Origin of the sequence: Flectobacillus sp. BAB-3569 (assembly GCF_002270355.1) — a bacterium.
Classification (GTDB): domain Bacteria; phylum Bacteroidota; class Bacteroidia; order Cytophagales; family Spirosomataceae; genus Flectobacillus; species Flectobacillus roseus.
Genome location: NZ_NJFZ01000005.1, coordinates 275,798 through 302,296 on the forward strand (window position 1 = coordinate 275,798; position 26,499 = coordinate 302,296).

The window sequence follows — 26,499 nt, forward strand, 5'->3', positions numbered from 1 at the left end:
AAATCGGACAGGATTTGGCTCCTTTACCTGTCGTTATGTTTTCAAAAATGATGAAAAATTTAACGACTGAGCGCTTTTTCGCAAAAACTCTTCTAAGCGAGTTAGCGCAAAAAGCTTTTATGGTTATGTTATTGTGCAGTCTGACCATATCGGCTTATGCACAATTGAGTATTTCGGGTAAAGTAACTGACAGCGAAACCAAAAAAGGATTGGCTGGCGCAACCCTTACCATCGACAATACGATGCGTGGAACAATTACTGATGCACAAGGCAATTTTGTTATTAAAAATCTCAAAAAAGGTACTTATACGATCAAGGTAAGCTTTGTAGGTTTTGAGAAACAAAGTAATTCTATTGAGCTTCAGCAAAATACTAACATTTCTTTTTCGCTTCAAAAAAGCTCTTTTATGGCCGACGAAGTAGTGGTAAATGCTACTCGTGCTAATGAAAAATCGGCTGTAGCTTACACTAATGTGAGTAAAGAAGACCTTCAAAAGCAAAATCTGGGTCAGGATATCCCACAATTACTCAACTTTACACCTTCGTTGGTAACAACCTCGGATGCTGGAGCTGGGATTGGTTATACGGGTATTCGTATTCGTGGTACAGACGCTACTCGTATTAATGTTACCATCAACGGTATTCCGCTCAACGATGCCGAATCACAAGGAGTTTATTGGGTGAATATGCCTGATTTTGCTAGTTCGACCAACTCTATCCAGATTCAGCGTGGTGTAGGTACTTCTACAAACGGCGCTGGAGCGTTTGGGGCAAGTGTCAATATGTCTACCAACGAATTTAGAAAAGATGCTTACGCAGAATCAAACAATTCATTTGGATCATTTAATACGTTCAAAAATACCGTTTTAGTTGGTTCAGGTCTTTTAAATAATCGTTTTACATTAGACGCTCGTTTGTCGAGACTTAAATCTGATGGTTATATCGATCGTGCTTCTTCCGACCTTCGTTCGTTTTATTTATCAGGTGCCTATTTTACCAAAAAATCTTTTTATCGTTTGAATGTATTTTCTGGTAAAGAAAAAACTTACCAAGCATGGGAAGGTGTTCCTGAGTACTTGTTGAGCACCAACCGTACTTACAATCCTTATACGTATCCAAACCAAACCGATAATTATCAGCAAGACCATTACCAATTATTATCGTCGCATAGCCTTTCATCGAATTGGTCTTTCAACTTCAACTTGCATTATACTTACGGACGTGGCTATTATGAGCAATTTAAGGAGCAAGATAAATTCTCGAAATATGGTTTGCCCAATGTAGTTATTGGCAATACGACTATCACAAAAACCGATTTAGTCCGTCAGAAATGGTTGGATAATGATTTCTATGGAAGTACTTTTTCATTTGACTACAAAGGTAATAATCGCTTGAGTGCCAATATTGGTGGTGCTTGGAACCAATATGATGGTCGTCACTACGGACAAATTATTTGGGCACAATATGCTTCAACCGCTAAGCTAGGCGATAAATACTACAGTGGCACCGCTCTAAAAACAGACTTTAACCTTTACGGAAAAGTTTATTATCAATTAAGCGAGCAGCTAAATGCCTTTGCTGATTTGCAATATCGTACTGTTGGATACAGCATTAAAGGAATTGACGATAACTTGGTAGATATTTCTCAAAGTAAAAACTATAATTTCTTTAACCCTAAAATGGGCTTAACCTATCAGGTTTCGGCAGGAACATCTGCATTTTTGTCATATAGCATTGGCAACAAAGAACCTAATCGCTCAGACTTTGTAGATAACCCAGGAAAAGCACCACAAGCAGAAACCTTGCGTGATTTGGAAGCTGGTTTTAAAACACAAAAAGGAAAAGTAGCTTTTGAAGCAAATGCTTATTGGATGGATTATAAAAACCAATTGGTTTTGACAGGAAAATTGAATGATGTGGGCACTCCAATTCGTATCAATGTACCAAGTAGCTACAGAATGGGACTTGAACTACAAGCAGGTGTCCAATTGACTAAAGCAGTGAAATGGAATGTAAATGCGACCCTCTCAAGCAACAAAATCAATAATTTCACTGAGGTAGTACCAAGTTATGACGAACCTTATATTGATGTGGAAAACAAGTTCGCTAAAACAGACATAGCCTTTTCACCCAATGTAATCGGTGGATCGCAATTGCTCTATACACCAACCAAAGGACTTGAACTAGGACTTTTGTCAAAATATGTTGGAAAGCAATATATGGATAATACAAGCAATGAAAACCGCAAGTTGAATGCTTATTTTACCAACGATTTACGAATTCTTTATACATTCAAGCCATCATTCTGTAGAGAATTAGGATTGAGTTTGTTGGGTAATAATATTTTCAATACGCTCTACGAATCAAATGGCTATACTTATAGCTATATCTACGAAGGCAAAACGGTTACTGAAAACTTCTACTATCCACAAGCAGGATTTAACTTTTTGTTAGGAGTAAATATTAAGTTCTAAGAACTTGTAATTCGTAAAACAAAAGCCCCGAAATATTGATATTTCGGGGCTTTTGCATAAAGTGCGACCGTTTAATAAGATTCGCTACCACTACCTAATGAATATTTGCTATTTTTCGGGAGTATACAAAACGTCTGCATTGTCTTTTCCTTAAAGCAAATTAATACTTCTATAATCTATAAAGTTATTCCTAGTAAGTGGTTCTCTGGCTCGTAAGGTTACTTACGGGCCTTTTTTATTTGTAAGTACCAAGAGGAAAACTTAGTCCTACATTAACACTAAACACACGATTGGATACATCTAAAATTGGACTTTTGGCAATATCTGTAAGCCCTAGTGCATAACGAGCATCCAAATTCAACCACATTTTTTGGCTAAGTGCATAATTTACACCCACACCCAAAACAGCACTTACGTCAGTTGAACTATAGCTACCGGCATAGTCGTATCCACTTTTATTGGCTACACTTGTTAAAAACCCTATTTGAGGACCAGCAAAAACCTTTGGTCTCCATGACCCTGTCGTTTTTTGAGAACCAAAGTAATACGTTGCAAGCAAAGGCACTTGTACATAATCTAATTTGAGATAATCATCGCTTCTCTCATAGTTAGCGCCTTGTTGGCTATACAATACCTGCATTCCAAAGCCCCAGTGAGAAGTAGAGCTATAATTCAAGAAAAGCCCTGTTGAGAGTCCAGTTCTTGATTTTGTGTCAGAAAGCCCTGAGAGACTTGAAGAGTTTACTCCAACTGTAGGACCAAAAGATAAATTTTGTGCTTTTAAAAGTGGCGAACATACACACAATAAAGCAAGGATGGCGAATTTTTTAATGTTAAGCATAAGATTAAGGATTTTAATGAAAAATAAAACAATCACGACAGACCCAGTTGAGTCGCTGTTTGACTATAAAACCCAAAATTATCCCAAATTATTGAGCACCTTTTGCTTGATTGAGTAAGCGGTTTATTACTTGAATGCCGAAATACCCGTTATTTCAGCACCTAAAATCAGGAGATGAATATCGTGTGTACCCTCATAAGTAACCACCGATTCGAGGTTCATGAGGTGTCTCATAATGGGATATTCGCCCGTAATGCCCATACCTCCATGTAGTTGGCGTGCTTCACGAGCTATTTTTAACGCCATGTCAACATTGTTGCGTTTGGCCAATGAAATCTGTGCTGTGGTGGCTTTTCCAGCATTTTTGAGCATCCCCAAACGCCAGCAAACTAATTGAGCTTTGGTAATCTCAGTAAGCATCTCTGCTAATTTTTTTGTACTAATTGAAAAGAAGCAATTGGTTTATCAAACTGAATTCTTTCTAGAGCATACTTTTTTGCCGAATCAAAGCAATCCATCGCAGCCCCCAAAGCACCCCATGCTATGCCATAGCGTGCTGAATCCAAACACCCCAAAGGACCACGCAAGCCATCGGCATTGGGCAATAGATTTTCTTTAGGAACTTTGACATTATCAAATACCAGTTCGCCTGTACAACTCGCTCGCAAAGACCATTTTTGATGTATTTCTGGGGTCGAAAAGCCTTCCATTCCACGTTCTACGATAAGCCCTTTGATACGTCCTTGTTCATTTTTTGCCCAAACAACAGCAATATCTGCCATAGGAGCATTGGATATCCACATTTTTGAACCATTGAGTAGATAATACTCTCCTTTATCTTCAATTCGGGTTTTCATGCCCGCAGGATTTGAACCAAAATCTGGTTCGGTCAAACCAAAACAGCCTAGGTATTCCCCTGTGGCTAATTTGGGCAAATACTTTTGTTTTTGTACCTCTGAGCCATATTCATAGATAGGATACATCACCAAAGAGCCTTGTACAGAAGCCATCGAGCGTAGACCCGAATCGCCTCTTTCAACTTCTTGCATCATCAGACCATAAGCGATATAATCCAATCCTCCAGCCCCATATTTTTCAGGAATTGTTGGGCCCAAAAGCCCCATTTCTCCAAATTTTTTGACTAAATGTGCTGGAAAAACTGCTTTTTGAGCTGCATCTTCAATAATTGGGGATACTTCCTTTTTAATGAAATCCCTCACTGATTGACGTATTAGGAGGTGTTCTTCGGTCAATAAATCATCTATTTGATAAAAATCAGGTGATTCGAAGTTATCCACTTTGTTTGATTGATAAAATTCCATGGTTTTGTTTGTTTTGAAATACCCTGTCAAGGCTAAATAAATATCTTATGACTCAAGTCTATTGCCTTTTGCCAAGCTTGATGATTTATAGGATATGAGTCTTTGAATTTTTCTATAAGATTTATGGTATTAATATTTCCCACAAGCTCGTCATTCGCCATCGGACAACCTCCAAATCCCCCAAGAGCACCATCAAAACGACGACAACCTGCATGATAGGCTGCTTGGATTTTTTCTTCCCAATTAAAAGGACTCGCATGGAAATGTGCTCCAAACTCGATTTGAGGATAAAGTGGAATTAAATGACTAAATAATTGCCCAATTAATGGAGATTCTGCAACGCCAACGGTATCTGACAAAGCAATTATTTCTACGCCCAATAAAGCCATTTTTTCGGCCCATTCTCCGACAATATCAGGACTATACGGGTCGCCGTAGGGATTGCCAAAACCCATTGAGAAATAGACTACCAGCTTTTTGTCATGTTTAAGACATAATCCCTGTATTGCCTTGACCGTTTCGAAAGCTTGGACAATTGAGCTATTGGTATTGCGTTGTTGGAAAGTTTCGGAAATAGAAAATGGGAATCCTAAATAAGTTATATGCTCAAACAAAACAGCTTGTTCGGCTCCTTTTAGGTTGGCAACGATTGCCAATAATTTAGTAGAAATACCTTCCAATTTTAGCTGATGATATACCTCGGCAGTATCTGCCATTTGAGGAATTGCTTTGGGAGAGACAAAACTGCCAAAATCCAATGTGTCAAATCCTACTTGCAGTAGCGTGTTGAGATATTCCACTTTTAATGCAGTAGAAACCGGTGATTTCCAGCCTTGAATGGCATCTCTTGGGCATTCGATAATTTTCATAGTTTTTTGTTTATTGATGATTGTTTCAGGACTCAATATGAATGATTCTTATGAAAAAACAAAAAATCCCAATCAGAAGATTTCTGACTGGGATTCATGCAATTACAATGGTTAGGTAATTAGAAAATATCTTTTTTTTGAGAGTGAAAGTATTTGATATTAAAACGCCTAACACAAAGCTCTTAGTATAATATCGGATTGAGGATTTTTGATTTTAATCATGATAAACTTTTACAGTAAGCAAAATACGTACTGAATCTTTTGCTTACGGCATAGCCTAAACCTACTTCACCGCCCACTCTATAACCCCAGCAGCATTATCAACAGGTAGTTGCACTTCCATTTTGATTGCTTTGGTTGTTACAGGCTCAAATTGTACAGTATTGAGTTGATCTTTGGCTATTGGGCTTTGATTAATGACTTTTACTGGAATCCATTCTCCATCTTTTTGATAGTAAATTTTGTAAGAAGCAGGAATACGACATCCTCCCCAAGGACTATCATCTAACCAATAAATGCTTGACGAGGATACTGTGTAAGTTTGGTCAAAATCGTATTGAAGATATTCGGTAGTATTCTTTTTAGGCCACCAATGCAAGAAATTGGCACTTTTATCATTGGAGTTTTCTACTTCATATTGGTCATTTAGTGCCTTGAGCATTAATAGATTACTGACAGAACCTGATACCTTACTTTTGCTGGCAATAGTGGGCGCAGGCGTTGGACGAGCCGCCGTTTCTTCATACGGAATCCAAACTGTCATTTCTGTAGCTCCACGATTGGCCCATGAATAGTATGGAATAGCCTTGATATCTGTCGTTTTCTTTACCAATTCTTCAGAACCTACTTGTCTCTGTGTGGTAAATCCTTTCATGTTCAAAGTCATTACTCCGTTCAACAAATCTTGTTGGTAAGAAGCTGTAATAGGAGCGGTTTTATCCACAACCAAACTCATGACTGATGCTGAGGTATTATCATTTCCTTCCAAACAATATACCATCGGGCCTCTTTGCAAAGCAAATTTTGATTTGTCAGCTTTTACATTGCTGTTAGCCAAAATTTTTCTTACATCCATCGGAAGTGTGAAACTTACTTGATCGCCTTTTTTCCAAACTCTATCTATTACGGCATAGCCTTTTTCCATTTTATAAGAAAAGAATTTACCATTTACCAAAAGCTGGATTGGACTTTCTGGCGTTTCATCTTTGTATAAATCCCCCGAAGAAGGCTTGCTCAATGCCCAACCCGGAATACGAATGCGTAAGGCAAATTGTGCTGTTTTTACAGGAGCAATCGTAATGTCATTTTTCCCTTCCCAAGGATAGGCCGTTTGTTGGGTAATTGTTACAGCCGTATTGGGTAATTGAATAGTGGCAGTACCACCTACAAAAAGGTTTACGTAAAGATTTTTTTGGTTTTGAGCATAGGTATATCCCGGCACCGAGGGCAGGAATCTAGTCATATTTGAAACACAACAAGCACAATCCCACCAAGCACGGCGCTGATGTTGCCCCATAGAAGCTAGTGGATTAGGATAGAAAAATTTGTCGCCACTCAATGAAATACCCGAAAGTAAACCATTGTAAAGTGTTCGTTCAAGGACATCGACATACTGAGCATCGCCATGTAATAAAAACATACGTTGGTTCCAGTATACATTGGCAATAGCAGCACAGGTTTCTGCGTAAGCACTCATGTTTGGCAAATCATAGTCGTCGCCAAAAGCCTCGCCATTGCCTGTCGCCCCGATTCCTCCTGTGATGTAAAGTTTTTTATCTACTACATCATGCCAAATATCATCAATAGCAGACAAATAGGCCTTATCGCCAGTAAGTGCGGCCACGTCGGCCATCCCTGTGTACATATATGTGGCACGTACCGCATGACCTACAGCAGTGTGTTGTTCTACGACTTTTTTGTGCGATTGGCTATATTCTTGGTTAAGATGCCCTTCTTTTCCTCTTAAGTCTAAAAAGAACTTAGCTAAATCAAGATAGGCTTTTTTGCCAGTGACTCTATACAATTTTGTCAACCCTGTTTCTACGATTTGGTGTCCAGGAAAGCGTTCTTCTTTGCCCCAACCAAAGGTTTTTACTAATAAATCTGCATTTTTGATGGCAATATTCAAGAGGTTCTTTTTACCTGTAGCCTGATAATGTGCAACCGCCGACTCGAACAAGTGACCAGAATTGTATAGTTCGTGGCTCAAATCTTCTTCTTTTTCCCAACGTTTAGTGCCAAGCCATTCATGAGGCTTTTGGATTGGCATGGTTCTAAAAGTGTATAAATATCCATCAGCCTCCTGAGCCGAGCCAATAATCGTAATTAATGAATCAAGATAGGTTTCTAGCTGAGGGTTTTTCTGAGTTTGCAGGCTGTAAGAAGCGCCTTCAATGACCTTATAAAGATCTGTGTCATCAAAGGTAAAAGAAGTGCTCTTATCGGCTGGAATTTGCTTGGCAGCTTTACGGAAATTGTCAATACGCCCCGTGATTTTACATTGATTAAGCGTGTAAGGAATAGTCACATTGGCATTAACCTGCATTTTAGGGGTCCAAAAATTATCCTTAAAATGAACTTGTGTAAATGCCACAGGCTGAATAGGATAATCGCCTTTTTGGGCAAAAGCTCCTAAACAAAAAAAGCAGAAAAGTATTGTTTTTTGTATCATAGCTATTTATTGAATTAGTGAGTTGGTGAATTGTGAATTAGTGAATGAAATGAGTCAAACAACTAAATTCTTTTAAATTTCAATGAGGAAGTTTGTAGTTATTTTCTTTACCCTGCTATTTGAGTAGCAGGCGAGTAGTGGCGAGTGGAAATTTTGTTTTTCGATAAATGCCAAATATTTTTTTAACATACTCTCATTCACTCATTCATAATTCACACCGCACTATTTTTTTTTAAGTAAATAAAAAACAGGAATCCCTAATAATACTAAGCCTAAGCCTGGCCAAGTATAATTGGGTTTGTAAATCAGTAATAAAACGCAAATACAAGTTGCAGTAAAAATATACAGTAATGGTACAAAAGGGTATCCAAATGCTTTGTAAGGTCTCTCAAGTTCTGGTTTTTTGATTCGTAAACGAATAATTCCTAGAATGGTAAGTGCATAAAAAATGAGTACCGCAAAAATCACATAGTCGAGAAGTTCGCCGTATTTGCCACTCAAACATAAAACCGAAGCCCAAACACATTGAATCCATAGCGCTTTTTCGGGCACACCATTTTTATTAAGCTCACCTACTTTCTTGAAAAATAAACCATCGTTTGCCATTGTGTAATACACTCGTGCTCCAGCCAAGATAAGTCCGTTATCACAACCAAAAGTTGAAATCATCAAGAAAATGGCTACAATCATAGTGCCCTCTTCTCCAAAAATATGTTGGGATGCCACTACTCCCACCCTATCGTTTTCGGCAAAAGCAATTGCGGGTAGGTCTAACACCGAAACATACATGATGTTGGCGAGCAAATAAATGCTTGTTACAATGAGTGTTCCGAGGAAAAGACTCAGCCCAATATTGCGTTGAGGGTTTTGGATTTCGCCTGCGATAAATGTCACATTATTCCACGAGTCACTACTAAATAAGCTACCCACCATACTAGCGGCGATTGCTCCGAAAGCGGCCCAGCCTGTGTATGGTAAAAATCCTGAAGAGGTAAGTTGTTGAATAGAAAAGCCCGTTTCCCAGTTATGATGCCAAGTTTCGGTATTGGCGGTAAGAATAAATCCAAAAACGACTAAACCAAATAAGGCAAGCAATTTGGTAACTGTAAAAATTGATTGGACGTATTTGCCATACTGAACGCCACGAGTATTGATAAATGAAAGAAAAATGATGAGAGCTATAGAGGTAAGCTGTGCTGCTGAAATATTGAGTCCTAAGACTGAGAATAGAATATTTTTTTCGCTTAAAACAGGAAAAAGGTAAGCCGAAAATTTACTAAAGGCAACCCCAACGGCCGCGATAGAGCCCGTTTGAATTACGGTAAAAAAGCTCCAACCATATAAGAAACCAATTAAAGGATTGAAGGCCTCTTTGAGGTAAATATATTGCCCTCCTGCTTTGGGAAACATACCACTTAGTTCGCCGTAACTAACGGCCGCCGCTACTGTAAGTAATCCAGTAAGAATCCAAACTAATAGCAACCCTCCAGTAGAGCCCACATTTCGGACAATATCCGAACTTACAATAAAAATCCCCGACCCAATCATAGAGCCAGCCACAATCATCGTGGCATCGAAAAGGCGAAAGGAGCGTTTGAATGATGGTTGTTCTTGAGACATAATTGAGTGATTTAGTGATTGATGAATGAGTGATTGAATAAGTGCAAATCTTCATACTCACTCAACCGCTCCACCACTCAATCACTCAATAAAGTTAGGTATTAATGCAAAATAAAATCATATTGCTTTAGGCTGTAAGCCTTAGGCACTAGGTAAAATATTCTTGGAGAAGCACAGATATATCTTGTTCACTTATGAGGATAATTCTACAAATTAAAATTTTGAGTGATTGTGGGTACAAGATACTGATAATTAAAATCTTATATTTTAAATTCACAACTCACAATTCACAACTCAGCATTAATGCTAAAGTACTTGAAACCCATAAGCATAAGGGTCATCTTCAGGGTCGATGCTAATAGTGTTATATCCATAGATTCTTGCCCAACCTTCAATGCTTGGTTTCATGGCAGGTTTTCCACCTACGATAGTTTCCTCTTCTATTCTTCCAATGAATTTTGAACCGATGATACTTTCATGAATAAACTCGTCACCTTTTTTTAATTTGCCTTTGGCATACCACTGTGCCATACGTGCCGAAGTACCCGTACCACATGGTGAACGGTCAATGGCTTTATCTCCATAAAATACTGCATTACGAGCTGTAGACGTTGGGTCTAATACGTCGCCAGTCCATAAGATATGCGAGCATCCTTTGATGGTATCATTTTCGGGATGAACAAAAGAATATTGCTCATTGATACGATTACGTAAGGTTCTACTCCAACTAATCAGTTGGTCAGCACTGTAATGTTGTAAACCTTTGAAGTTTTCTTGAACATCAACAATGGCATAAAAGTTACCACCATACGAAACATCTACCTTGATAGGTCCTAAATCTGGACATTCAACACTTAAATCGGTGGCTGCTAAGAACGAAGATACATTGGTAAGTTTTACACTTTTTACCTTTTTACCTTCTTGTTTATAGTCAATTAACACCAAACCAGCAGGGGCCTCCATACGGATTTTTCCTTCTACTTTTGGTGTGATTAGACCTTCTTCTACAGCAATAGTGATTGTTCCGATGGTACCATGTCCACACATAGGCAAACAGCCACTGGTTTCGATAAACAATACCGCTACGTCATTTTCTGGGTCATGAGGAGGGTACAAAACACTTCCGCTCATCATATCATGACCACGAGGCTCGAACATTAGTCCTTTTCGAATCCAATCGTAATTTTGAAGGAAATACTGGCGTTTTTCGCTCATATTACTTCCTTCAAGCACAGGCCCACCTCCTGCCACTAGTCTTACGGGATTACCACAAGTATGGGCGTCTACACAAAAAAATGTTTTTTTCATAGTTTTATCAGGGGTAAGTATGAGTGATGAATTTTGAGTGATGAGTTTGGAGTGTAATTTTTGATTACCGATATTTTGCTGAATGCCCGAAGCTGAAAGCTAAAGGTAATTTTACACGATCTACAAATATTAAAAATTACAGCAAAGGCACCGAAAGGGCTACATTGAACTGTGAGTAGTTGACTGTAATAGGTTTTCCACATACATACACCTAATAGTCAAAAGCTCATAGTCGTTAATTTCGTGTGCCTAAGCAGTAATAATTCATCACGTAATCATTCATTAACTTACTAACTAAATTGTTTCGTTGGTAAATGTATCATTGACCAAACGCCAAATTTTTAATGGATTACCATCTTTTAATTCTTCTGGTAGCATCCAATCTTTGAATCCTTGTAAACAAATTGGTCTAACCCAACGCTTAATGGCGCTTGTGCCTACCGAGGTATAGCGAGCGTCGAAAGTGGAAGGATACGCACCTCCATGAACCATACTAGCAGCTACCTCCACACCTGTTGGGGCGGCGTTCAGAATCACACGACCAGCCAATGAGCACTGGAGCGATAGAATTTCAGGATAGTTTTCAACGTCCTGTTCTGTCGCCATCAATGTTGTGGTAAGTTGTCCGCCAAGTGCTTTGAGCGCCTGTGACAGTTCTTGTACATCCTGACAAATCACGAGTAAGGCAAAAGGCCCAAACGCCTCCTCATGTAAAAGTGGATTTTCAATAAAATCTTTTGCTGAAACCTTCGCAAGACTAGGAGTAGGTTTTTCCAAATCCTCAACCACAGCTAGAGAAGCTTCAGAAGCTACTCCTGCTTGCGATGTAATAGTGTAGCGTGCTTTATCAAAGGCTTTTGCGATACCTGTATGCAACATAGGATGCAAGGCAACCTGTGTTAGTTCATGTTCCAAAGTCTCTGAAAAAGTACTTAATGCAGGACTATCTATTGCCAAAAGCAAGCCCGGTTTGGTACAAAACTGTCCCATCCCAAGCGAAATAGACCCTGCAAGGGTTTTTGCTAACGTTGTATTTGTTTGGTTTAAGGATTCAGGAAATAAAACCACAGGGTTGATACTACTCATTTCGGCAAAGACAGGGATAGGAACCTCTCTTTGGTCGGCGTAAGCTTTTAGGGCTTTTCCGCCTGCTTGTGAGCCTGTAAAACCAACCGCCGTAGTAAGTGGGTGCATCACCAATGCTTTACCTGTTTCGTTACTAGCATCGTTGAGATGTTGTATCGTAAAAGGATGCATTTGGCAACGTACAATGGCTTTTTCCATCGCCGAGAACATCAGTGCTGAAGTTTCAGGATGGGCAGGATGTGCTTTGATTACTACTGAAACACCAGCAGCCAATGCACTTGCGGTATCACCGCCTGCGGTAGAAAAAGCAAAAGGAAAATTGCTAGCACCAAAAATAGCCACAGGGCCAATTGGAACAAGCATTTTACGAGTATCTGGCTTAGGAGGTACTCGGTTAGGTTTGGCTGTATCAATACAAGCCTCTACCCAAGAACCTTCAGCAATCAGACGAGCAAACATGCGTAATTGACCTGTTGTGCGTCCAATTTCTCCTTGAAGTCGAGGCAAGGGAAGATTGGTTTCTTGATGAGCAATGGCCACCAAGGAATCTTTCAAACCTTCGATTTCTTCTGCAATAGTTTCTAGAAATATAGCACGGTTTTTACCCGATACTTGGCGATAATGCTCAAATGCCTCTTGTGCTTGTTGCATTACCGTTGATATGATTTGAGACATTTTTGAGAAATTTGAAAATGAGTGAATTTGAAGATTTGAAAATAATTAAATTACACATTTTCAAATCTCCAAATTTTCAAATTATAACACAATCGCCTTATAATCTGGCAACGTTGGTCTGATTGCAATAGCGCCATCGATAAGTGCCAAAATGCGCTCTCTTTCAGCACCGCTAAGTACCAAACGTGGTGGGCGCACTGCTTCACTACCCAAATCAACTCTTGATTCAGCTAACTTGATGTATTGTACTAATTTTGGATGAATATCTAGTTCCAACAATGGCATAAACCAACGATAGATACTGCGAGCTTCTTCGTAGCGACCAGCTTTTACTAATTTATAAATAGCCACTGTTTCTTCAGGGAAGGCACATACCAAACCAGCAACCCATCCGTCAGCACCCATTACTAATTGCTCCATAGCAATGGTATCTACACCGCACATGATTTTGAAACGGTCGCCAAAACGGTTACGCATTCTGGTTACGTTGGTCAAATCACGTGTAGATTCTTTTACTGCCTGAATGTTTTCGCACTCAGCCAAGGAAGCAAACATATCCAATGTTACCTCAATTTTATAATCTACAGGGTTGTTGTAAATCATAATCGGAAGTGTAGTAGAATTAGCTACCGCTTTGAAATATTCTACTGTTTCGTAGTCATCAGCTTTGTAGCGCATTGGAGGAAGCATCATCAAACCAGCAGCACCCCATTCTTCGGCTAGTTTAGCCAACTGGATTGCATCTCTGGTAGCTCCTTCTGCAATATTTAAAACTACTGGAACTCGCCCAGCTACCTTTTCAACGGTAAACTTTACCAATGCTCCTTTTTCTTCAAGACTTAGTACACTTGCTTCGCCCAAGGTTCCGCCAAGAATGATACCGTCGACACCTGCTTTGAGTTGGAATTGCAAGTTTTTGTCAAATAATTCAAAATCAAGTTGGTCATCTGCACCAAACTTTGTCGTCACAGCGGGAAATACGCCTTGCCAATTGATTGCCATAGTTCTGTTGTTGTTTTTTATCAAAATTACCCAAAACCTAAGCGGGTCAAAGGTTGATTTTTAATCAATTGTAGTCAGATATTAACCTATTTGTAGGGCGAATAACTATAAAATTGTTTATATTTAGCTAATTAGTAGAAAAGAGTATTATGGTAGCATAAAGACAAACTAATTTTAGCTTTTGGGAAATGAATATTGGTAGTGGAGGTTAAACTTAATTTGTTGAAGACTACAGATAGAGTACCTACAGATTCATGTTGAATCCTTTTAACAAGTATGTATACAAGCAATGAAAGTCTTACAATTTACCATTCCCGTACCGCACGATCATACGATTATTGTTCAGCAGGACATTATGCCGTATTTCTATCCACATTTGCACAGACACGAGGAGATTCAGATTACATGGGTACAGCAAGGCGAAGGAACGTTGATTGCGGATAATAATATGCACACTTTCAAATCGAATGAGATTTTTTGGTTGGGTGCCAACCAGCCACACATGTTTAAGAGTGATCCGAGCTATTTTTTACCAAAAAGCGAATTAGAAATTCAAGCCTTGGTACTATTTTTCAATCCTCACGGACCATTATCAGCTTTGTTTAATTTACCCGAAATGCTCAATGTAAAACGCTTTTTACAACAAAATCCCAATGGATTTAAGATACCAGCAGAAAAAGCGGAGGAGATTTCGACCAAGATGATGCTCATTCATGAACATATCGGTATCGAGCAAATGATTCATTTTATGGATTTGTTGCGATTAATCTCTAGCATAGAATCGCTAGGGGCACTTTCGGAAGGATCACGACCAAAGCTTTACAGTGAAAATGAAGGTTTGAGAATGAGTAATATCTATAATTTTATCATTCAAGAGTTTGAAAAGCCTATTACCCTCGAAGACGCAGCCAATAAAGCCCACATGACTCCGCATGCTTTTTGTAGGTATTTCAAAAAGCACACAGGTCATACATTTTTATCTTTCTTGAATGAAGTACGTATTAATGAAGCTTGTAAAAAACTCACCAACGAATCTCCCATTGGTATTGCACAAGTAGCCTACAGTTGTGGTTTTAATAGTATTACCAACTTCAACCGTATCTTCAAACGTATCAAAGGCAAATCACCAAGCGAATATTTGGAGGAGTTTTTTAAGTGAGAAAACTAACCGATACTCAAGGCTTGATGTTCAAGTTTGACATTGAATTTTATTTCAGCCTTTAATGCTCGAAATACTTTTACAACGGTGTCGATGGTAGCACTATTGGCACTATTTTCTAATTTTGATATTTGAGCTTTTTGTACTCCAATTAACTTACCAAGTTCTTCTTGTGTGAGGTTTCGTTCTTGTCGGGCTATTTTAATCATTCTCCCTAATAGTTCCATACTAAGCTCATATTCGTATTCTTCCCGCTCTGAAGTGCCAATTTGTCCGATATATTTATCTTTCATTTCAGCTAAAGTGAATGTTTTCATTTCTTGGGTTTTCATAGACACTACTGAATATTTTTAAGGTTATAATACTTTTCTCTTAGTCTAATTGCTCTATTGATTTCGTTAGCAGGAATTTTATCTACTTTTTTGATAAAATCATGTGTGGCAATAACCAAGGTTTCTTGTTGATTTGTTTTATCCCAAAATGCGAGAAGCCTTATTTGCAAACCTAAATATTGAGTTCGAAACTCCCAGATATCATGTTGTAGCTTTTTGAACAACTTGGGATCATTGGTTTGTTCTGCTAAATCGATATTATAGATAATTTTTCTAATGATTTTAGCATCTAATGAGGCAATAAAATCATTCGCTTCTTCCATAAATATGGTTTCAAAATATTTCATTTTTGTAAATGGTGTAAAACTTAAAAGTTTCTAAATTTAGAAACTTTTAACAAATCCATATCTTTACTTAAAGAAAAAATGGTAAAAATTTAGAGATTACAAATATCTAAATCAATCAAGCGCCGAAGGTGCGAAAGACTCCAGTATAATTGGTGTTCTTTCGCACCTTCGGCGCTGTAAAATGGCATTTATCTATAGAATAGTTTTGACTATTCATCCTATAAAGGACAACTCATCACTCATCATTCCAAACTCCTCACTCCAAAAACTCTTCCTGCGGTTTTGCCTGTGTGTGCTTTGATGGTTACTCTGATTTTATCTTTATTAGCAGTAAAAGAAGTATTAAGCGGATAAGATATGTCATAAAACTTACCAGTTGCTCCACCTTTCAACTCTTGTGTTGCCAATACTTGACCGTCTACTAAAATATCGAAGAAACGACCTTTGTCGTCGCCAATATAGGTCATCAAAATGGATGCTTGAGTTGAATTAGCTTTGATTTTTAAGTCAAATGAGAACGAACCTCCTTTTCTGACTTCACGACCTGTACGTCCTAGGGCATCGCTCACGTAGGACTCGCCATCGATGGTAAGGTTGTGGTCGCGTTCAGGTTGCATTTCGCCAATTCTGAAATTATCTACTGTTTTATCTTCTATCTCTTTCTGACGTTTTTTCTCTGCTTCATAAGCGGCCTTTTTCTCTTCCCAACCTGCTTTGGTGAAATAATCCCAATACACGCTGTAGTGTTGTTGATAACTTTGGTAAAAAGGAATAAGAGTTACTTCAAAAGGAACGGCTACTTGTTGGGTTTTGAAAGTTAAGGGTGTATTTTCCACACTTTTTACCCACTGATTTACATTTTTATTGTCGGTCAACAAAACAGGAATACCATACACTGGATCTGGGTTTTCTTTGCCCAATTGACCTGCCAAAACCAAAGGCCCGTAAAGTAAAGCAATACGGTCTTTGTTGTCAGGCATACTTTCGCTGTAAACCTGCATAGGCATTTCAAGCGATATTTGGTCTTGATTTTTCCATGTTCTTTCTATCACAATATAGCCACTGGCATCTGGCTCCGAAGCAACAGACTGACCATTGACTTTTACTTGAACACCGTTGGTTGCCCACCAAGGTTTACGAATTTTAAGGGCAAATTTTTGAGCCTTGCGGAGTTCTAAGGTAAGCTGTGAGTTGCCCTGAGTTGGGTATTGTGTTTGCTGTGTCAAAACCAAACCTTTTTCTTTCCAATTCAGACGAGAAGGAATAAATAAGTTCACAAACAGACTGCCATCCGCTCCTTGAAAATAAATACTTTCGTTGTACTTTACATGGTTTTCCATGCCACTTCCAACACAACAAGTAAAGGTATTGAACTGGTCGCTAAAATCTTTTTTAGTCCCCATTCTCAAGGGTACAAAATAGCACATCATACCACTTTCGGGGTTTTGTGATGCCAAAATATGGTTGTAAAGCGCTCTTTCGTAATAGTTTGTCAACTCGCTGTTGGGTTGCCAAGTAAACAAGTGGCGAGTCAACTTTAGCATATTGTAGGTATTGCAGGTTTCGCAAGTATTATCGCTCAAGTGCTCACTCAATTTGTCAGGCTCGCCGCAGTACTCGTAGTTACTATTTCCACCAATCACATAAGTATGATGATGTACCATAATATCCCAGAAAAAGCTTGCGATCGTTTTATCAGATTCCAGACCTGTTAGTTCGTATTGTCGGGCACTACCTATGGCTTTGGGTACATTGGTATTCGAATGTTTGCCAGCCATCGGATTAATACGTTTCGACAAAGGCACCATTACAAAATCGTCATAAAATTTATAAGACAAATCGAGGTATTCTTTTTTACCCGTAATTGCATATAAGTTCGCCAACACCTCTGCCATTCCACCGTATTCGCATTTAAGCATTTTTTGTAATAACTCTGGCGAAAGTGGATTAACGGTTTTTCCTGTCCAATCGGCCATACCTGTCACTACCGCTAAAGCTTGTTGGTTACCACAGTACAAATAAGCATCCAATAAACCCGCCATGACTTTATGAACTGTGTACCAAGGACTCCAACCGCCGTTGAGGTCAAAACCTCCAGACTTGATTTCGCCACGAGATACTTTTGTAAAAATCGAATCTTCTTTTGGAATAGCGCCTACATAGCCCGTTTTGCGAGCTTTTTGGCATTCTGCCAAAGCCGTTACCATCTCGTTGACACGGTCTTTGAAAACTTTTTGCTGTGACGAAGCATACATCATCGCACACGCCGAAAGATAGTGCCCAAGCGTATGTCCCGAAAGACCTTCGCTTTCCCAGCCACCATACACTGCGCCTTTAGTGGGTAAACCTGCATTGAGATAAAAACGATGCAACAAACGCTGTGGCTCGATACTCAACAAATACGCCGCATCTTTGTCCATCGCATTTTTGAATGGCGAACCTTCTAATAAAGTCACTTCGTCTAAATCGAATGGATAAGCCTGTAAGGTAACTTTGGGTTGTACTTTAAAGCGTTTGTCAACTTTGAGAGGGGTATAATTTTGGGCATTTATTTTTCCTAAAAACAATACACAAAAAATAGAGAGAAGGGTAAGTTTTTTCATAGTAAAGAAAACAAAGGCTTTTATCCAAGAACGATATCGTCAGATAAAAGCCCTTTCTTTTTAGTCAAATCGTTGTGGGTTGAATGCTTGAATATCGATGCTTGTAGGTTTTTCGCTGATAATTTCTTCGACCAGCTTTCCTGTACCTGGTCCTAAACTAAGTCCCATCATCGAGTGCCCTGTAGCAATTACAACGTTGTCATACGTGCTAGTACGGCCAATATAAGGCAAACCGTCGGCCGAACAAGGTCGGAAACCATGCCAGATGTCTTTTTCAGCAGGGAATGCAATATCAAAAGTTGGTAAAAAGTTTTTGACTGATAGTAAAATTCCTTTTACACGTTGGAAATTCGGAGGAGTATTAGTCGAAACAACTTCCATGGTGCCTCCCATACGTATTTTGTTACCATCCATTGGCGTTAATGCCACACGACCTTCTGCCAAAATAATAGGATGATTTATTGTATGAGGACTATTTTCCAAAGTCAAGGAATATCCCCTACCTGCCATCAGTGGAAGTGTAATATCGACTAATTCAGCTAGTTCACGACTCCAAGAACCCGCTGCAACCACTACTGCATCGGTAGCATATTGCTGTTTGTTGGAACGGATATGAGTGATTTTACCATTTTTTTTCTCAAAACCTGTAATACTTTCATTCGTTTTGATTTCGATACCTTTTTGCTGTAAATCTGAGATAAGATTCTTCATCAGAAGGTTTGGATATACGTGGGTATCACAATTAAACTGTAGTCCACCAATGGCATTGAGAGGCGTTTGTGGTTCTAAAGCCTGTAATTGTTCTTTATTGAGATATTTTACATCTAACCCTAACTCATGTGCTTTTTCGACGGTATGGTGTGCGTGGGCAGCAACGGCTTCTGTTTGGAAAATCTCTAGCATTCCTTTGCGCTCGTAGCCAAAGTCAAAAGCAGCGTTCGCTTCCCATTCTTCAAAGAGTTTTTGACTCAATAAAGAAATATCTCTCAAAGGCACTGCCGAATCCTCTACATGTTGTGGATTGGCACTTTGCATAAATTTGAACCCCCAATTGATTAACGCTTTATTCAAAGCAGGTTTTACATAAAAAGGACTCAAAGGATTAAACATCCATTTGATGCCTTGCCAAATAATCCCTGGTGCTGCCAAAGGCACAAAATGGCTCGGACACACATAGCCTGCATTGCCATAAGAACAGTTATCCGATAAATCTCCTTTATCAAATACCGTCACTTTATAGCCCGCCTCATGCAAATAATAAGCAGAACTTAATCCTACAATCCCCCCGCCAATAATTGAAATGTGATTCATGGTATGATATTGAGTTATTGGTGATCAGTTATTCGTTAACAGTTAATAAAATGTGCTCATAAGGATACAATCAATGTGAAGTTATGAGTTCACAGTATAACAGTTAGTAGAATAGATTCATAATCAGAAAGATACATTCAATGTGTACCATAGCTATATTATTGATTTATTCTTTTCTGTTACTCAGCAGATTCGACTAAATAACATTCGATAGAATAAACACAGTTAACTATTAACAGATAACAAATAACTTTATTTAAGTGAATAAAATCTCCAGTTGGTTTGATAGTCTTTTGGTAAAAGCTTCCGAGAGAGGATAGCGCGCATCATTTCGATTGGGAGCTTGTTCTCTTGCATAAATTGATCATGAAATTGTTGATAAGTCATTTTTTTCGTACCTACCAATTCGTCTTTCAAGGCTCTTATTTGTAAGCTTCCAATCATATAAGCGATTTGGTACAATGGATCATAACCTCCTACAAACGAACGGCGTACTTCGCCCTCTGCATTAGCATATTCGTGCCCTACACGGTCTACCAAAAAGTCGATACACTCTTGTGGCGACCATTTGCCAATATGATAATTGAGCGAGAAAATAATACGAGCACAGCGGTGCATACGCCAAAATAACATCCCAACGCGGTCTTCTGCTGAACGAGGAAATTTCAAATCATATAACAACATTTCCCAATAAAGCGACCAGCCTTCTACCCAAAATGGCGTTTCGAAATGACGATAAGTTTTATATCTACGGGTCATAAACGACTGCAATCCGTGTCCCGCAATGAGTTCATGATGTACGGTAGCCCTCGAAAAATGAGGATTGTTGCCACGCATACTCATCATTTTTTGGTCATGCGTCATCGTGTTGGTAGGGTATGAAACAATAAACTCTTCGCCGCCCAAAAAGAAAGGATTGACCAACTGACGCTCAGGACTCATCATCGACAAGCGCCAAGTTTCTTCCGCCAATGGCGGAATCGTAATCAAGTTATTATCTTTCAAAAAGGCGATAGATTCCTCATAGAGTTTGACCATCGCCGCAGGCTGTTGCCCTGGCGGAACGGCCGTTTGCTTTACTTTTTCTAAAGCTGCTTTCCAATTATCCCCAAAACCCATCTCACGACTAGCCTTCAGCATTTCGGCATCGCACCACGCAAATTCCTTGTTTGCTATCTCCACCAGCTCTTCTGGCGAGTACGGAATCATTTCTAATTTCAGTTTACGTGTGAGTTCTTCTTTACCGATAGGATTGCCAACAATCCCCGAAGCATCGTTTTTGACCTGAGAACTTACGGTTGTAGCCTTCAAAAAAGCCGTAGAATAGCCCTTCAATACACTATCTAGCTCGGCATAAGGTTTTGCCATCCACCAAGTAAACATCGGGTCGTAGCCATTATAAAAACTGAAAACAGAGTTTAAGGCAGATTTTAACCCCAAGGCAATACGACTACCACGGTTAGATAAATCTTTGGTAAGGGTTTTTGTTTCTTTTAATTTGGCTTGTAGACCCGCAATTTGTTTCACACATTGATTAAGTTCCGACGCCAATTTGGGTGAATCGGGCATAAGTCCTCTGCGACGAGCCTTTTCGGCATCATAAATCACCTGTGCAAACGGAAACCAGTTTGCCAACTGCTGAAAGGCGGTAGCTTCTTCCTGACTTTGATAAAGGACATCTTCCCAATCCCTTTTAATCAACAAGTAATCCACACGCCCGCCAGCATCGAGGGCATTATAATCAATTGGCTGTAGTTGCGAAAGGTAAGACTGAGCTAGGGTTTTGAATCGCTCTCTACGCTCAGGAGAATGGTCAATCGTATAAAAACGCTGTAGGTTACCACGATCGGCATGATACATCTCGATGAGTTGTCTCAAAGCATCGTTGGCTGTTGTTTTTTGTGCCCAGCTTGGTACAATACCCAACAAAACCATCCCAAAAGTAATAAAGCATAAATTGACGAAGTGTTTCATACATAATGATAGTTAAGATGCCCATGACGGTTTCCCAAGATAAATGGGTATACTGTAAAATTACTTGATTCAAGAAGGAAGCGCTATGTACATTTTACCAAAATATAAGCAAATATTAACCAAGGATAGAAGGAATTATTGGAAATGGTGGTAATAAATAGGTATTGGTGGTATTCAGATAATGGGAATTGTGCTGAAAATATTATTCTGATTCATGATAGCAGAATAGCGTAAATCGAAAATAATCAGAGGGTTAATGTTGGGAGTTTTTATAAATTCACTAGTATTGTGAGTGATGTTATCTAATTAGGTAACATTTTTCGATTGGATAAAAATATTATTGAAAGGATATATCAAATAATAGATTTCGACGCCATGAATAAATTACCCCGTATTACTAAGATTGTATCAGTTGAGCCGTATAAAATCACCGTAATTTGGACTACTGCTGAGATACGAGTGATAGATTTTGAGCCTTTTTTTCAACAATGGGATAAAAGCGCTAACACACATCTTTTGGCACTGAAAGATTGGGAGGTATTCCAATATGTGGTAGTGAGTGAGTCAAAAACATTAGAATGGTTGAATCATACCTCTGTAGTAAATTTTAGAAACAAGCGTATTGAAGTTCCCACTAGCCTCGACCCAGACGTTCTTTATGAACAAAGTCATTTCATCAAGAACATAGATACAATACCCGTAGGAGTTATGTTGAAAGAAGCCCGAGAAAAAGCTGGTCTTAGCCAAGCAGAAGTAGCTTTGAGCGCAGGTACAACCAGAAACTATATTTCGAGAATTGAAAACGGTAAAAGCGATATTCAGCTAGAAACCCTTCACAAAATTGTAGCATTGGGCTTGGGGAAGGAATTGAAGGTGGAAGTGGTGGATACTAATCTTTAAAAATATGTTCGCGATGCCAACGAATATTCTCAATATTAGGGTAGTGTTTTGATCCAAATGGCATTATGATCTTTTTTTGACGTAATTGTGCCAGACTGTAAGGATGTTCTGTGTTTTCACTAATTTGTGAAGAAACCAAAATCCTAAAATGGTCATCAATACTTACAAGACCTTTATCAAACGCTGTATGTAAGTTTGGGCAAAGGGCTAATCCATTCGTGACTTTATCATCTTTTGAAACACTAAACGGGATAATATGGGCAGCTTCAATTAAATCTCCACCAAAATCAGTGATAAGTTTCATTCCTGACATACAGCAAGTGGAAGAGTAAACTTTTCTTATTAAGCGTGGAAATAATCCACTTCTGACAAAAACTTCCTCTTCATCGATTGAGCTGAAGCCAATATTATAAATTGGGGCTTCCTTTTCGTTCAACAAAAAGCCTTCTAAATCGTTGATATATCCTTTCCCAAATTGTTTGGCGATGACGAATTGCTCCTTCGTTTTTGTAAAATAGGTGTCAAGAATGGTATGTTGTGCTAAAAGTCTAAATTCTGAATTTTGTAATAAAAGATAAAAGTCCTCCTGAAATGAAGCGTATTTAACCACGTCTTTTAAAATGTTGATGCTCCTGATGTGATTTGTGAGGGTAAAACCAAAATTGAGATGAAGTTTCCAAAAAGGCTCTCCCGCTAACTTTTCGTTTTGAAGATAATAAAAAGGCTGAGTAAAGTCTGGACTATGTGCTGTATCAACCAAAAGAGTCCAGTTTTCTCTAAAATGGGCTACAAAGTCTGGGTCAATGTAAAATTCATTCTTTAGAAAGTGTCCGTTTTCAATTAACTCGATAATAGTCAGGATCAGAATAAGCTTATGTGGGGCATTTCCATATTTGGAAGTACCCTGTCGAATGGATTTGAGTTTTTGAATAGAACTTCGGACATCAATCATCTGAAATGAGCTTAGATGTGAAATAGATAAGTTTTAGAGATAATATAGCCACAATTTTTGTGGAGAGAAAGAAATCTTTCAAATTTCCCCGTAAAATCACAAAACCCCCTCAGAAATGAATCTGAGAGGGTTTTTGTGGTAAAGGGCGGACTCGAACCGCCGACACACGGATTTTCAGTCCGATGCTCTACCAACTGAGCTACTTCACCGTTCTGATTTCCCGTTACATTTTCGTGTTTTGTTCGTGTGTTTCGGGACTGCAAAATTAGTAGACAGATTTTAAAAACCAAAATGTTTTCGCAAAAAAATGAAAAAAAATTGCGAAATTTCTAAAATTAGGGGCTTTTTGTTTGATTTTCAGAAAGTTACATCAGTAAAAAATTTTACAAAAAAATAGAAAAAAATTAAAATAGTATGCTTGCATACTATTTTAATTTTACCCATCTTTGCAATATGCAGTTTTTTCATGAAAAAATATTAAAAGAATATATTTGGTAGCTTTTTAAGACAAAATCAGGTAGTTTTTCAAAGACTTTGTCCCTACCAAAAGTAATCAGCAATAATCTCAACTTACTATGCAAGTCGTACAACAAATCCTATTTCTGTTAGCATTAGCTGCGGCAGGGTATTTTATCGGACAACGAATCAAAACTATTCGCAACACGATTTTACTGGGTCGTGATGAAGACCGTAGCGACCGTCCCGAAGAACGTCGTGCTATGATGCTACGAATTGCTTTTGGACAACAAAAGATGTTTGACCGCCCCTTGATTGGTTTAATGCACTTTGTTATTTACGCAGGCTTTTTGCTAATCAATGTCGAGGTGCTCGAAATCGTCTTAGATGGGCTTTTGGGGACTCACCGACTTTTTGCGCCAATTTTGGGTGATGTCTATCCCCTATTGATTAATTTCTTCGAAACAATGGCTTTTGGGGTATTGGTCGTGTGTGTGATTTTCTTGATTCGTAGAAATATTACCAAAGTAGAACGCCTTCAAGCTACTCGCCACCGTGAGTTGAGTGGTTTTCCAGAAATCGACGCTAATACGATTTTGTTTTCAGAAATTATCTTGATGTTCTTTCTTTTGAGCATGAACGCTGCCGACAGCGTTTTGCAATCGAGAGGTGTTGAGCATTATCATCCTGTAGGAACGTTTGCATTTAGTGGATTTCTCAAACCAATTTTTGAGGGATGGAATACAACGGCTTTGATTGCCTATGAGCGATTGGCGTGGTGGTTACATATTCTTGGGATTTTGGCTTTTGCCGTATATGTGACTTATTCAAAGCATTTGCATATTTTCTTGGCGTTTCCCAATACCTATTTTTCAAACTTGGAAGCCAAAGGACAAATGGCTAATATGCCATCAGTAACGCAGGAAGTAAAAATCATGCTGGGGCTCGAACAACCTGCCCCGGACGCACCTGCTGAAATTGCTCGTTTTGGAGCAAAAGACATCAAAGATTTGACTTGGAAAAACTTGATGGATGCCTATTCTTGCACCGAATGTGGTCGTTGTACATCGCAATGCCCTGCCAATCTAACAGGAAAGGCGCTATCGCCACGAAAAATCATGATGGATACTCGCGACCGTCTGGAGGAGGTTGGACGCAATATGACGCAAAATAAGGGGCAATTCGTGGATGATGGAAAGTCGTTGTACGGCGACTATATCTCAGCCGAGGAGTTACGTGCTTGTACAACGTGTAATGCCTGTGTACAAGAATGTCCTATCAATATTTCGCCATTAGATATTATTCTCCAATTGCGTCGATACCAAATCATGGAAGAATCAGATGCCCCAGGCTCATGGAATGCGATGTTTTCAAACTTAGAAAACAATCAGGCTCCTTGGAAATTCTCGCCAGCAGATCGATTCAATTGGGCGCAGAAGGAGGGATAGAGTAGCAAAGGCACAAAGGCACAAAGTGTTTGTTTCATTCGAAAAAATTTGAGCCATAAAATTAACTTTCACTTTGTGCCTATGTGCCTCTGCCACTTTGTGCCTCAAAAAAACTTTTAACTCAAAAAACAAAACACAATATGCGTCGCTTCATCAGCATACTTTTCGGGGTCATCGGGTTTGGTGGTATTCTCTACTTATTGGGACCCAAACCTGATGCTCCAACTTTGAAAGATTACAGCTTTAGTCTTCCCGATTCTTTAAATACGCTCGAAGCTCAGATAAATGCCGAAGAAAAAGCTGTGAAGGGTATTAGAGAAGATAATCAGGCGAGAATTATTTGGGCAGATTCTTTACAAAAAAAGCCAACCGATGTTGCGCTTTTGTACGTTCATGGTTTTTCGGCAAGTCAAGAAGAAGGTGACCCTGTTCATACCAATTTGGCAAAAAAGTACCATGCCAATTTGTACCTCGCACGTTTGGCTGGGCATGGAATTAATTTGGGTGATAGCACCATGAAAAACCTTACCACAGACCAAGTATTAGAGTCGGTAGAAAAGGCTTTGGCGATTACCAAAAAACTAGGTAAAGAAGTCATCGTAGTAGGAACTTCATTTGGCGGAGCGCTAACCTTATATCTTGCTTCGAGACATCCTGAAATCAAAGCGATTGTGTTGTATTCGCCTTGTATTGAGATATTTGATAAAAATGCAGCAGCGCTTGATAATCCTTGGGGTAAAAAATTAGCTACCGCTATTATGGGCTCAGAAATACGAGATTTTAAACCCTACAATCCACTTCATGCCAAATATTGGTCTACACATTATCACGTGGATGGCCTAATTGCTTTACAAAATTTCTTGACTCATGTGATGACTCCAGAAACATTTGCAAAAGTAAAATGCCCAACTTATTTGGCCTATTATTATAAAAATGAGCAAGAACAGGATAAAGTAGTATCAGTGCCTGCTATGCTCAAAATGTATGATGAATTGGGCGTTGGTGCTTCGAAAAAGGAGAAACAAGCATTCCCTAATGCGGGCAATCACGTAATAGCCTCGTACGTACTTTCGAAAGATTATGAAGGAGTACAAAAAGGCACAGAAAAGTTTTTAGACGAAAAGGTTTTCCGACCATAAAATATTCAAC

The 26,499-nt window shown here is 38.9% G+C and carries 18 protein-coding genes, 1 tRNA gene and 1 pseudogene; 5 read left to right on the forward strand and 15 right to left on the reverse strand.

What is annotated here, in order from left to right; translation table 11 throughout:
- Nucleotides 1-119 precede the first annotated feature (119 nt).
- Nucleotides 120-2,474 carry a TonB-dependent receptor gene (locus BWI92_RS04925; protein ID WP_095161175.1) on the forward strand — a complete coding sequence of 785 codons (2,355 nt, stop codon included), beginning with the start codon at nt 120-122 and terminating at the stop codon, nt 2,472-2,474.
- A gap of 235 nt (nt 2,475-2,709) precedes the next feature.
- On the opposite strand, the gene BWI92_RS04930 is transcribed toward BWI92_RS04925, so the two are convergent.
- The 8 genes and pseudogenes from BWI92_RS04930 to BWI92_RS04965 form a co-directional block, all read right to left on the reverse strand.
- Nucleotides 2,710-3,315: a porin family protein gene (locus BWI92_RS04930; protein WP_095161009.1), complete on the reverse strand. Its 606-nt coding sequence runs from the start codon at nt 3,313-3,315 to the stop codon at nt 2,710-2,712.
- Between the two features lie 126 nt (nt 3,316-3,441).
- Nucleotides 3,442-4,637 (reverse strand): annotated as a pseudogene (locus BWI92_RS04935) (acyl-CoA dehydrogenase family protein).
- 32 nt (nt 4,638-4,669) lie between these two features.
- Nucleotides 4,670-5,506 (reverse strand): hydroxymethylglutaryl-CoA lyase, encoded by an 837-nt coding sequence (locus BWI92_RS04940; RefSeq protein ID WP_095161010.1) that lies wholly within the window; start codon nt 5,504-5,506, stop codon nt 4,670-4,672.
- 283 nt (nt 5,507-5,789) lie between these two features.
- Nucleotides 5,790-8,177, reverse strand: coding sequence for a beta-L-arabinofuranosidase domain-containing protein (locus tag BWI92_RS04945; protein WP_095161011.1), 2,388 nt, complete (start codon nt 8,175-8,177; stop codon nt 5,790-5,792).
- A gap of 222 nt (nt 8,178-8,399) precedes the next feature.
- Nucleotides 8,400-9,797 (reverse strand): APC family permease, encoded by a 1,398-nt coding sequence (locus BWI92_RS04950; protein WP_095161012.1) that lies wholly within the window; start codon nt 9,795-9,797, stop codon nt 8,400-8,402.
- A gap of 306 nt (nt 9,798-10,103) precedes the next feature.
- The gene (locus BWI92_RS04955; protein WP_095161013.1) at nt 10,104-11,105 is read right to left on the reverse strand and encodes a 4-hydroxyproline epimerase; all 1,002 of its coding nucleotides are present in this window, start codon (nt 11,103-11,105) and stop codon (nt 10,104-10,106) included.
- 294 nt (nt 11,106-11,399) lie between these two features.
- Nucleotides 11,400-12,866, reverse strand: coding sequence for an aldehyde dehydrogenase (NADP(+)) (locus BWI92_RS04960; RefSeq protein WP_095161014.1), 1,467 nt, complete (start codon nt 12,864-12,866; stop codon nt 11,400-11,402).
- A gap of 81 nt (nt 12,867-12,947) precedes the next feature.
- Nucleotides 12,948-13,862, reverse strand: coding sequence for a dihydrodipicolinate synthase family protein (locus BWI92_RS04965; RefSeq protein ID WP_095161176.1), 915 nt, complete (start codon nt 13,860-13,862; stop codon nt 12,948-12,950).
- A 295-nt stretch (nt 13,863-14,157) separates the two neighbouring features.
- Here BWI92_RS04965 and BWI92_RS04970 point away from each other — a divergent pair, with 295 nt between their 5' ends.
- A complete protein-coding gene (locus BWI92_RS04970; RefSeq protein WP_095161015.1) occupies nt 14,158-15,027 on the forward strand; it encodes an AraC family transcriptional regulator in 870 nt (289 codons plus the stop codon).
- Between the two features lie 5 nt (nt 15,028-15,032).
- On the opposite strand, the gene BWI92_RS04975 is transcribed toward BWI92_RS04970, so the two are convergent.
- The 5 genes from BWI92_RS04975 to BWI92_RS04995 all read right to left on the reverse strand — a co-directional run bounded on the left by BWI92_RS04975 (nt 15,033) and on the right by BWI92_RS04995 (nt 21,594).
- Nucleotides 15,033-15,344, reverse strand: coding sequence for a helix-turn-helix domain-containing protein (locus BWI92_RS04975; RefSeq protein ID WP_205749543.1), 312 nt, complete (start codon nt 15,342-15,344; stop codon nt 15,033-15,035).
- 20 nt (nt 15,345-15,364) lie between these two features.
- Nucleotides 15,365-15,706: a type II toxin-antitoxin system RelE/ParE family toxin gene (locus BWI92_RS04980; RefSeq protein WP_095161017.1), complete on the reverse strand. Its 342-nt coding sequence runs from the start codon at nt 15,704-15,706 to the stop codon at nt 15,365-15,367.
- Between the two features lie 242 nt (nt 15,707-15,948).
- On the reverse strand, nt 15,949-18,309 hold the full coding sequence (locus BWI92_RS04985) for a glycoside hydrolase family 127 protein (protein ID WP_095161018.1): 2,361 nt from the start codon (nt 18,307-18,309) through the stop codon (nt 15,949-15,951).
- 60 nt (nt 18,310-18,369) lie between these two features.
- A complete protein-coding gene (locus BWI92_RS04990; protein WP_095161019.1) occupies nt 18,370-19,620 on the reverse strand; it encodes an FAD-binding oxidoreductase in 1,251 nt (416 codons plus the stop codon).
- Between the two features lie 252 nt (nt 19,621-19,872).
- Nucleotides 19,873-21,594, reverse strand: coding sequence for a DUF885 family protein (locus BWI92_RS04995; RefSeq protein ID WP_095161020.1), 1,722 nt, complete (start codon nt 21,592-21,594; stop codon nt 19,873-19,875).
- A 375-nt stretch (nt 21,595-21,969) separates the two neighbouring features.
- On the opposite strand from BWI92_RS04995, the gene BWI92_RS05000 reads away from it, so the two are divergent.
- Nucleotides 21,970-22,494, forward strand: a complete 525-nt coding sequence (locus tag BWI92_RS05000; RefSeq protein WP_095161021.1) for a helix-turn-helix domain-containing protein — start codon at nt 21,970-21,972, stop codon at nt 22,492-22,494.
- Here the strand turns inward: BWI92_RS05000 and BWI92_RS05005 are convergent.
- Together BWI92_RS05005 and BWI92_RS05010 are read right to left on the reverse strand one after the other, a co-directional pair.
- Complete coding sequence (locus BWI92_RS05005; protein ID WP_095161022.1) at nt 22,484-23,446, reverse strand: HNH endonuclease; 963 nt, start codon at nt 23,444-23,446, stop codon at nt 22,484-22,486. The genes BWI92_RS05000 and BWI92_RS05005 overlap by 11 nt on opposite strands.
- Before the next feature lie 136 nt (nt 23,447-23,582).
- Nucleotides 23,583-23,655, reverse strand: a tRNA-Phe gene (locus BWI92_RS05010).
- Nucleotides 23,656-24,021: 366 nt separating this feature from the next.
- Here BWI92_RS05010 and BWI92_RS05015 point away from each other — a divergent pair.
- Both BWI92_RS05015 and BWI92_RS05020 read left to right on the forward strand, forming a co-directional pair.
- Entirely contained in the window at nt 24,022-25,350 is a 1,329-nt protein-coding gene (locus BWI92_RS05015; protein ID WP_095161023.1) for a (Fe-S)-binding protein, read from the forward strand.
- Nucleotides 25,351-25,490: 140 nt separating this feature from the next.
- Nucleotides 25,491-26,489, forward strand: coding sequence for a carboxylesterase (locus BWI92_RS05020; RefSeq protein ID WP_095161024.1), 999 nt, complete (start codon nt 25,491-25,493; stop codon nt 26,487-26,489).
- Nucleotides 26,490-26,499: the final 10 nt, after the last annotated feature.